The sequence below is a fragment of the Natronospira sp. genome (assembly GCF_007134575.1).
In the GTDB taxonomy this organism is placed as follows: Bacteria; Pseudomonadota; Gammaproteobacteria; order Natronospirales; family Natronospiraceae; genus Natronospira; species Natronospira elongata.
In genome coordinates, this window is the sequence record NZ_SLKM01000156.1 from 1 (window position 1) to 8,940 (window position 8,940).

Here is an 8,940-nt window from a genome sequence, read left to right on the forward strand (position 1 = left end):
GGTCATGGCGTCGGCGGCGCCATCCTCCAGGCGCTGCTGGACGAGGCCCGCAGCGCCGGCATCCCGGAGTGCTACCTTCATGGCCAGACTGTCGCCCTGGGTTTCTATGAGCGCTACGGCTTCGTTGCCGAAGGGCCGGAATTCGACGAGGCCGGCATTCAGCACCGCATGATGCGCCGCCGGATCGAGGAAAATGCCTGATGAGTGATGATCCGCAGAACACCGGCGGCTCCCTCGAGTACCGTGACGACAGCCGGGAGGCCGCCCGGCAACTGGCCGAGGCCACGCGTCGTGAGCTGCTTATATTTACCCGCGACCTGGAACCGGCGGTACTGGACCAGAGCGAGTTCCTGGAGGCCGTACGCCAGCTTGTCATCCGCAGCCGCCACACCGGCCTGCGGGTGATCTGTCAGGACCCTACCCGCGCCATCAAGGAAGGGCATGGTCTGATCCGGCTGGCTCGCCGGGTCAGCTCCCACGTCAGCCTGCACCGTCCCCACCGGGAAGACGCCGAGGAAGCGGATGCCTTCATCGTCAGCGACGAGACCGGCTATCTCTATCGCCCCCTGGCCGATCGCCTGGAGGGCCGCTGGTCACCGAATGATCCAACCCAGGCGCGACGACTGCGCCAACGCTTCGATCAGATGTGGGATCGCAGCGAGCCGGAGACCGAGTTCCGGCAGCTGGGGGTCTAGGCCATGACCTGGAAACCCAATGTCACGGTCTCGGCGGTCGTCGAGGAAAACGACCGCTTCCTGCTGGTCGAGGAAGAAATCCGCTGCCAACTCCAGCTCAATAATCCCGCCGGCCACCTGGAGCCGGGTGAAAGCCTCGTGGATGCCGTCATTCGCGAGGTCCAGGAAGAAAGCGCCCGCGACTTCGAACCCGAATCCATCAGTGGCATCTATCTCTGGCGCACAGCCTCGGGGGACAAGACATTCCTGCGGGTCAACTTCTGCGGCCAGGCCCGCCACTACAACCCCACCCAGGCCCTGGACACCGGCATTGTCCGCACCCTGTGGCTGTCCCGCGATGAAATCGCCGCCGAACAGGCCCGCCTTCGCAGCCCCCTGGTCCTGCGCTGCGTGGATGACTACCTGAACGGCAAACGCTATCCCCTGGATGCGCTCAGCCATCTTCCCGATGGCTGGCCGGAGGAATAGTTCTGAGTTCCGAGTGCTGAGTACTGAGTGCGGATTTGCCTCCCCAGCACTCAGTACTCGGAACTCAGAACTTTCCCCACAATCGCATTCCCCTCATCCAAACAGTTAAAATACCCCCATGCGCAACAAGCAGTCACAAACCGTCGTCGTCGGGCTCTCCGGTGGCGTGGATTCCGCCGTCTCCGCCTACCTGCTGGTGGAACAGGGCTATGACGTGCGCGGCCTGTTCATGGACAACTGGGATGCCGAGGCGGAAGGCGATGAGCAGGGCTATTGCACCGCCGCCGAAGACTTTCAGGATGCCCGCCGCGTCGCGGAAGAACTGGACATCCCGATTCAGCGGGTCAGTTTCGCCGCCGAGTACCGGGAACGGGTGTTCAGCTATTTCCTGGAGGAATATTCCGCCGGCCGAACCCCCAACCCCGACGTGCTCTGCAACACCGAGATCAAGTTCAAGGCCTTCCTGGACTATGCCTTGCGCCTGGGTGCCGACTGGATTGCCACCGGACACTATTGCCGGGTCCGACGTGACGAGTACGGAGCCCACCTGCTCAAGGGCCTGGATGGCAACAAGGACCAGACCTATTTCCTCCATGGCATTCACCCGGAGGCGCTCGCCAAGACCCTGTTCCCGGTGGGTGAGCTGGAAAAGGAACGGGTCCGGGAAATCGCCGTGGAAGCCGGTCTGCATAATCACGCCAAGCGCGACAGCACCGGCATCTGCTTCATCGGCGAACGCGCCTTCCGCCAGTTCCTGGGCAACTACCTGCCGGCCCGGCCCGGGCCCATCCTGACCCCGGACGGGCAAGAGATCGGTGAACACCAGGGCGCCATGTACTACACCATAGGTCAGCGTCAGGGCCTGGGTATCGGCGGTGTGCCGGGCTACCCGGATGCGCCCTGGTACGTCGCCGACAAGAACGTCCGCGACAATACCCTGATTGCCGTGCAGGGTCATGATCATCCCCTGCTCCAGCATGTCGGCCTGATCGCCGCCCAGCCACACTGGTTGCAGGCACCTACAAACTTCCCCTTTCGCTGTAGCGCCAAGACCCGTTACCGCCAGGCCGATCAGACCTGCGAGGTCGAGTTGCTGTCAGAAGACCGGCTGGCGGTGCGATTCGATCATCGCCAGCGTGCGGTCACCCCCGGGCAGTACGTGGTCTTCTACCAGGGAGAGGAATGCCTGGGGGGTGCCGTCATTGATCAGGCCATTCGCGCCGAGAACCCTTCATCCATTCCCAGGCGGGAGACAGCCTGATGTCCAAACGTCGTGATCGCGTCCTTGCTCTGGCGGGGGTGTTTCAATCGGTGAAAGGTGTCCATGATCTCGCCCGCCAGGGGCAGACGGACAATGCCATCCTGGATACCGCCGTGCTCAGCGTGCTCACCCGAGACGCTGAACAGACCGAAGAAATCTTTGGCGGCATCAAAGCCGTGAGCCAGGGCCTGCGCCTTTTCCATCGACTGCTCACCGAGCGAGTGCCCGATGAGGACATGATGCTCACCCGATACGCCGTTGGGGTCATGCACATTGCCCGCAAGCTGCGAAAGAACCCGCAACTGCTGGAAAAGCTCGGCAGCGGCATCAACAATGCCGAGCGCTCCGTGGCCCACTTCGGTCGCGACCACGACAATGTCTTCGCCGGACTGGCCGATACCTATAGCGAAACCGCCGGCCAGATTCATCCGCGCATCATGGTCAGCGGCAACGACAGTCATCTTCAGAACCCGCGGGTGGTCAATCGTATCCGCAGTCTGCTCCTGGCCGGCATTCGCTCGGCCGTACTCTGGTATCAACTGGGCGGCAGCCGCCTGAGTCTGATTTTCCGGCGTCAATCACTGGCCGAAGAAGCCCTGCGCCTGTCCCGCGAGACCGCTACCGACGAGGGCTGAGAGCCCTGCCACAAATTGCTTTTGCCCGGTCTCAGGCCTGCTATGCTTGTCTCAGGCAAACATGGAGGACAAAGAGATGAGCGAAGCAGATGCGGGCAAGCTCGACTTGGGTGGGGGCAATCCGGTAACAATTCATACCGTTCCGGTTGATCGGCCCTGGTCCTGGCTCAGGGCCGGCTGGCAGGACCTGCGCCAATGCCCACAAAGCAGCCTCGCCTATGGCCTGATCTGGGTGGGCGTCAGCCTGATGCTCATTCTCGGCCTGTGGGCCGCCGGCCAGGGGTACTGGCTGCTGCCGCTGGTGGCCGGTTTCATGCTCATGGGCCCGATTGTTGCGGTCGGTACCTATACCATGAGCCGCGATCTGGCAGAAGGGCGGCAACCCTCCCTGTCAGCCGGCTTTCTGGCCTGGCGGACCAACACCACCCAGATCTTCCTGCTGGGCGTGTTGCTGATGGTCTTCCTGCTCGCCTGGATCCGCTTCGCCACCCTGCTGTTCGCCCTCTTCTTCGGCACCAATATTCCGGTCCTGGACAGCCCCGGCATGGTCTATAGCGAACTGCTGCTGTCCACCCCCGGTATCACCATGGTGATTGTCGGGAGCCTGATTGGCATGGTGCTGGCCTTCACGGCCTTTGCGCTCAGCGTGGTATCCATTCCGCGGCTTCTGGATCAACCCAGAACCAGCGTACTGGAAGCGGCCATCATCAGCCTGGCGGTGGTCCAGAGAAACTTCTGGCCGATGCTGGTATGGGGATTGATATTGAGCGTGGTGACCTTCGCCGGCCTCGCGTTCTTCCTGATCGGCCTGGCGGTGACCCTGCCCCTGTTGGGCCATGCCAGTTGGCACGCCTATCGGGACCTGGTCTCGGAAGGATAAAGCCGGCCGGGCTTCGATCTGGCCCTTCAAACGGTTTCAGATCGAGGCCCGGCCGCTCCCCATGTTCCGGCAGTTCGGATCAATTGGCCTTGTGGAGCTGATCAGTGGACACGGTCGTCGGCTCCACACCGGCATCGTCCAGATCCGCCCAGGGCTCACGCGGAGCTTCGAAGCGCTCACCGGCCCGAGCTGCGTAGCGTTCCGCATGCAATGAGCGAATCAGACCGAATACCATGCCGAGGATAATCAGAGAGAACGGCATGGCGGCCATGATCACCGCCGACTGCAGGGTCTCCAGCCCGCCTGCCACCAGCATGACCGCGGTCAACAATGCCAGAATGACTCCCCAGAGAATTCGATGGAACGTGGGCGGTTCGGCATCACCGCCTGAGAGAATGGTATTGATCACCAAGGTCCCGGCATTGGCGGAAGTGATCAGGTAGGTGCCGATCAATAGAATCAGGCCAAGGGACACAATCAACCCCAACAGGCCAAGACCCATGCCCTCAACGGTGACGAAAAGCGCCGTTGCCACATCCTCGTTCACCGCCTCCACGATTCCGCCATCGCCGAAAAGCTCCTGATACAGGGCGGTACCACCGAACAGGCCGATCCAGACCATGGTAATCACGGTGGGCACCAGCAAGACCCCCATGACGAACTCCCGGAAGGTCCGGCCCCGCGAGATTCGGGCGATGAACATGCCCACAAAGGGCGACCAGGCCAGCCACCAGCCCCAGAAGAACACCGTCCACTCCGATTGCCAGCCATCGTCATGGGTAGCATTGGTATAGAAGGTCATGTTGACCAGACTGCCTACATAGGCGCCGGCACTTTCCAGGGTCATGGCAATCAGGTGATGGGTGGGGCCAAAACCGATCAGGAAAAACACCACGCCCACGCTCAGCCAGAAGTTGAGCTCCGAAAGCACCCTCACCCCTCGTTTGACGCCGGAAACCACCGACAGCGTGGCAATCCCCATGATGCCGAAGGTAACCGCAAGCTGAAGCGTGACGCTGGGGGCAAGGTCAAACACTTGCGTAAGCCCCGCATTCATCTGTTGAACCCCAAGACCCAGGGTGGTGGCAATGCCAAAGACGGTGGCAAAGGCCGCCAGGGTGTCCACCAGGTTACCCGCCGGCCCGTGGCAATGCCGGCCCAGCAATGGCTGCAAGCCGGAACGGATGGTCAAGGGCAGGTCCCGCCGGAAGGCAAAATAGCCAAGCACCAGGCCCACGAAGGAGAAAATGGCCCAGCCATTCAAGCCCCAATGGAAAAACGTCAAGCGCATGGCCACCTGGGCCGCCTCCGGGCTCATGCCCTCGGCCACGAAGGGATTGTTCTCGAACTGCAGGATGGGCTGGGCAACGGCCCAGAACAGAATCCCCACCCCGGTACCGGCGGCGAAGAGCATGGCCACCCAGGAGAAGAAAGCGAATTCGGGCTGCTCCAGGTCATGCCCGAGCCGAACGTTCTTGTATCGCCCGATGCCCAGCCAGATCATCAGAAACAGCAGCAGGGCCACCACGAAGACGTAATACCACTCGAGGAATGGATTGACCTGCTCACGCACCGAGGCCAATACGCCAGCCACTGTTTCGGTATGAAAGGCGCCGAACACCAGGGCCACCACCATGACCGCCAGGGATGCCACGGTCACTGTGGGGTTCATGCCCTTGAACAGCCCCGACTTCGCTTGATCGTAATACATGCTCGCCTCCGGCCTGAATCAACAGACCGGAAAGGCTAACACGGCTTGTTCTGATTCGACGCTGTCAGCTTTCCGACTTGGCCTGGTCCAGCTTGTCCTGCGTGCGGTGCTCGAAATCGCTGGCGTCATGCCGTTCCGGGAGCTGCTCCTCGGGCTCGCCCCAGATGCGGTTCACCATGCGCCCACGCTGAACCGCCGGTCGTTCATCGATTTGACGTGCCCAGCGCAGCAGATGCTTGTATTCATGCACGGCCAGAAACTCGGCCGCATCATAGAGCCGCCCCAGAACCAGCACCCCGTACCAGGGCCAGATCGCCATGTCGGCAATGCTGTATTCCTTGCCGGCGATATAAGGCTGATCGGCCAGGCGACGGTCCAGCACGTCCAATTGGCGCTTGGTTTCCATGGTGTAACGATTGATGGGGTATTCGTAGTATTCCGGCGCATAGGCATAGAAATGCCCAAAGCCACCGCCTACAAGTGGCGCGCTGCCCATCTGCCAGAACAGCCAATTCAGGGTTTCGGTCCGGGCGGCATGGCCGGTGGGCAGAAAGGCCTCAAACTTCTCGGCCAGGTAGAGCAAAATGGCGCCGGATTCGAACACGCGCGTGGCCGGCTCGCTACTATGGTCCACCATGGCCGGAATCTTGGAATTGGGGTTGGCGTCCACGAATCCGCTGCCAAACTGCTCGCCTTCGAGGATATTGATCAGGTGGGCATCGTATTCTGCCTCCTTGATCCCGAGTTCCAGCAGCTCCTCGAACAGCACCGTCACCTTCACGCCATTGGGTGTGGCCAGGGAGTAGAGCTGGTGGGGATGCCGGCCTACCGGCAGATCCTGCTCATGGGTTGCCCCGGCGACCGGGCGATTGATACTGGCGAATCGCCCTCCGTTCTCCGGCTCTTCCCACTGCCAGACGCGAGGGGGCTGATAGGACGATGGATTCTCTTTGCTCATGAGGCTTCCCGGGTTTGATGAAAAGGCTTTGGCTCCACCGGACGACGACGCCACGATGCAGCCCATTACAAAAATATTTCAATCAACCATATAGCAACAATCAATTGGAACGCTTACTCCGAAAAAAATAGGCTATAGGGGATTTTCCAACAGCGTTACAAACAACAGGGAGTTCTGCAATGAATAAACTCACCTTGCCCCTGGCGGCGGCGACAGCAGCCTTGCTGTCATCCATCGCCCTCTCGGGCCCCGCCATCGCCGAACAGCCTCCCCGTTCGGCCGACTACTGGTGGCCCAACAAGCTGGATCTCAGCCCGCTCCGCAATCACGACCCCCGCTCCAATCCCTACGGTGAAGACTTCGACTACGCCGAAGCCTTCAGCGAGCTGGACCTGGAAGCGGTCAAGCGCGACATCGAAGAAGTCATGACCGACTCCCAGGACTGGTGGCCGGCCGACTGGGGCCATTATGGCCCCCTATTCATCCGCATGGCCTGGCACAGTGCCGGCACCTATCGAATCTTCGACGGTCGGGGTGGCGCCGGCGGCGGCCAACAGCGCTTCGAGCCCCTCAACAGCTGGCCGGACAACGTCAACCTGGACAAGGCCGAGCGCCTGCTATGGCCGGTCAAGCAAAAGTACGGCCGCAGCCTCTCCTGGGCCGACCTCATGATCCTCACCGGCAACGTGGCTCTGGAGTCCATGGGCTTTGAAACCTATGGCTTCGCCGGTGGCCGCGACGATGACTGGGAGCCCGACCTGGTTTACTGGGGCCCCGAATCCGTCTGGCTGGGCGATGAACGCCACGGCGAGGGCATCAATGAAGGCGGCGAATTGGACCGTCCCCTGGCCGCTTCCCAGATGGGCCTGATCTACGTGAACCCGGAAGGCCCGGGCGGCAAGCCCGACCCCCTCGCTGCCGCCGAACAGATCCGCACCACCTTCGGCCGCATGGGCATGAACGACGAAGAGACCGTCGCCCTGATCGCCGGTGGGCACACCTTCGGCAAGGCCCACGGCGCCGTGTCCCAGGACTGCGTCGGCCCCGAACCCACCGACGCCCCGCTCGAGCAGCAGGGCCTGGGCTGGCAGAACGAGTGTGGCAGTGGCAAGGGCGCCGACACCTTCACCAGTGGCCTTGAAGGGGCCTGGTCCGCCAACCCCACCCGCTGGACCCACCAGTTCTTCGAGAACCTGTTCGCCTTTGAATGGGAACAGACCGAAAGCCCGGCCGGCGGCATCCAGTGGGTGCCCAAGGACGGCCAGGCCGCCAACCTGGTGCCCGACGCCCACGAAGAGGGCGTGCGTCATGCGCCGATCATGTTCACCACCGACCTGTCGCTGAAAAAGGACCCGGCCTATCGGGAAATCTCCAAGCGATTCCTGGAGAACCCCGAGGAGTTCGAGGAAGCCTTCGCCCGGGCCTGGTTCAAGCTGACCCACCGCGACATGGGCCCGCGCTCTCGCTATCTGGGCTCGAAAGTCCCGGACGAGGCCATGATCTGGCAGGACCCGGTCCCCGAGGCCGACTATCGCCCGATCAATGACCGCGACGTACGCCGGCTGAAGGCGGAGATCCTTGATACGGACCTGACCGTGGCTGAACTGGTCCGCACCGCCTGGGCCTCTGCCGCCACCTTCCGCAGCAGTGACATGCGTGGTGGCGCCAACGGTGCCCGCATCCGCCTGGAGCCCCAGCGCGGCTGGGAAGTTAACAACCCGGAGGAACTGGACCGGGTACTGGACACCCTTGAAGGCATCAAGAACGACTTCAACGACAGTCAGCGCCGCAACAAGCGCGTCTCCCTGGCCGACCTGATCGTGCTCGGCGGCGCGGCGGCCATCGAGCAGGCTGCCAGCGAGGCCGGCCATGACGTCACGGTGCCCTTCGAGCCCGGCCGCACCGATGCCAGCCAGGAAGACACCGACGTGGAAAGCTTTGCCGTGCTGGAACCGCGGGCGGACGGCTTCCGCAACTACTACCGCGAAGACAGCCGGCTTTCTCCCACCGAGGCCCTGGTCAACCGCGCCGACCTGCTTGACCTGACGGTACCGGAAATGACCGTTCTGGTCGGTGGCATGCGGGCCCTTGGCGCCAACGCCAACGACGTGGAGCACGGCCTGTTCGTGGACAGCACCGGCAAGCTGAGCAATGAGTACTTCGTCAACCTGCTGGACATGTCCACCCAGTGGGAGCAGTCCTCCGACGATCCGGGCGTCTACATCGGCCGCGATCGCAGCAACGGCGAAGTGAAGTGGACCGCCACCCCGGTGGACCTGATCTTCGGTTCACACACCGAGCTCCGTGCCGTCGCCGAGGCCTACGCCTCCAA

The 8,940-nt window shown here is 62.4% G+C and carries 9 protein-coding genes; 7 read left to right on the plus strand and 2 right to left on the minus strand.

What is annotated here, in order from left to right; genetic code table 11:
* The 6 genes from ACJWXQ_RS06235 to ACJWXQ_RS06260 form a co-directional block, all read left to right on the plus strand.
* Positions 1–201, plus strand: a 201-nt coding sequence (locus ACJWXQ_RS06235) for a GNAT family N-acetyltransferase (protein ID WP_406672385.1), incomplete at its 5' end; no start/stop codon positions are given.
* Entirely contained in the window at positions 201–695 is a 495-nt protein-coding gene (locus ACJWXQ_RS06240; RefSeq protein ID WP_346050963.1) for a hypothetical protein, read from the plus strand. The genes ACJWXQ_RS06235 and ACJWXQ_RS06240, both read left to right, overlap by 1 nt.
* 3 nt (positions 696–698) lie before the next feature.
* Positions 699–1,163, plus strand: a complete 465-nt coding sequence (locus ACJWXQ_RS06245; protein ID WP_406672386.1) for an NUDIX hydrolase — start codon at positions 699–701, stop codon at positions 1,161–1,163.
* Between the two features lie 118 nt (positions 1,164–1,281).
* Entirely contained in the window at positions 1,282–2,424 is a 1,143-nt protein-coding gene (gene mnmA, locus ACJWXQ_RS06250; RefSeq protein ID WP_346050965.1) for a tRNA 2-thiouridine(34) synthase MnmA, read from the plus strand.
* Positions 2,424–3,059, plus strand: coding sequence for a high frequency lysogenization protein HflD (hflD, locus tag ACJWXQ_RS06255; RefSeq protein ID WP_406672387.1), 636 nt, complete (start codon positions 2,424–2,426; stop codon positions 3,057–3,059). Before mnmA ends, hflD begins: the two co-directional genes overlap by 1 nt.
* Before the next feature lie 76 nt (positions 3,060–3,135).
* Positions 3,136–3,939: a DUF2189 domain-containing protein gene (locus ACJWXQ_RS06260; RefSeq protein ID WP_346050967.1), complete on the plus strand. Its 804-nt coding sequence runs from the start codon at positions 3,136–3,138 to the stop codon at positions 3,937–3,939.
* 79 nt (positions 3,940–4,018) lie between these two features.
* Here the strand turns inward: ACJWXQ_RS06260 and ACJWXQ_RS06265 are convergent, their stop codons facing one another.
* Together ACJWXQ_RS06265 and yghU are read right to left on the minus strand one after the other, a co-directional pair.
* Positions 4,019–5,650, minus strand: coding sequence for a BCCT family transporter (locus tag ACJWXQ_RS06265; RefSeq protein ID WP_346050968.1), 1,632 nt, complete (start codon positions 5,648–5,650; stop codon positions 4,019–4,021).
* A 64-nt stretch (positions 5,651–5,714) separates the two neighbouring features.
* The gene (yghU, locus tag ACJWXQ_RS06270; protein WP_346050969.1) at positions 5,715–6,608 is read right to left on the minus strand and encodes a glutathione-dependent disulfide-bond oxidoreductase; all 894 of its coding nucleotides are present in this window, start codon (positions 6,606–6,608) and stop codon (positions 5,715–5,717) included.
* A gap of 179 nt (positions 6,609–6,787) precedes the next feature.
* Here yghU and katG point away from each other — a divergent pair.
* Positions 6,788–8,940, plus strand: a 2,153-nt coding sequence (katG, locus tag ACJWXQ_RS06275; RefSeq protein WP_406672388.1) for a catalase/peroxidase HPI, incomplete at its 3' end; no start/stop codon positions are given.

Excerpts from the sequence above, each read along its gene's own strand:
- ACJWXQ_RS06240 (WP_346050963.1), top strand. The coding sequence starts at position 201 with ATGAGTGATGATCCGCAGAACACCGGCGGCTCCCTCGAGTACCGTGAC.
- ACJWXQ_RS06245 (WP_406672386.1), top strand. The coding sequence starts at position 699 with ATGACCTGGAAACCCAATGTCACGGTCTCGGCGGTCGTCGAGGAAAAC.
- mnmA (WP_346050965.1), top strand. The coding sequence starts at position 1,282 with ATGCGCAACAAGCAGTCACAAACCGTCGTCGTCGGGCTCTCCGGTGGC.
- hflD (WP_406672387.1), top strand. The coding sequence starts at position 2,424 with ATGTCCAAACGTCGTGATCGCGTCCTTGCTCTGGCGGGGGTGTTTCAA.
- ACJWXQ_RS06260 (WP_346050967.1), top strand. The coding sequence starts at position 3,136 with ATGAGCGAAGCAGATGCGGGCAAGCTCGACTTGGGTGGGGGCAATCCG.
- ACJWXQ_RS06265 (WP_346050968.1), bottom strand. The coding sequence starts at position 5,650 with ATGTATTACGATCAAGCGAAGTCGGGGCTGTTCAAGGGCATGAACCCC.
- yghU (WP_346050969.1), bottom strand. The coding sequence starts at position 6,608 with ATGAGCAAAGAGAATCCATCGTCCTATCAGCCCCCTCGCGTCTGGCAG.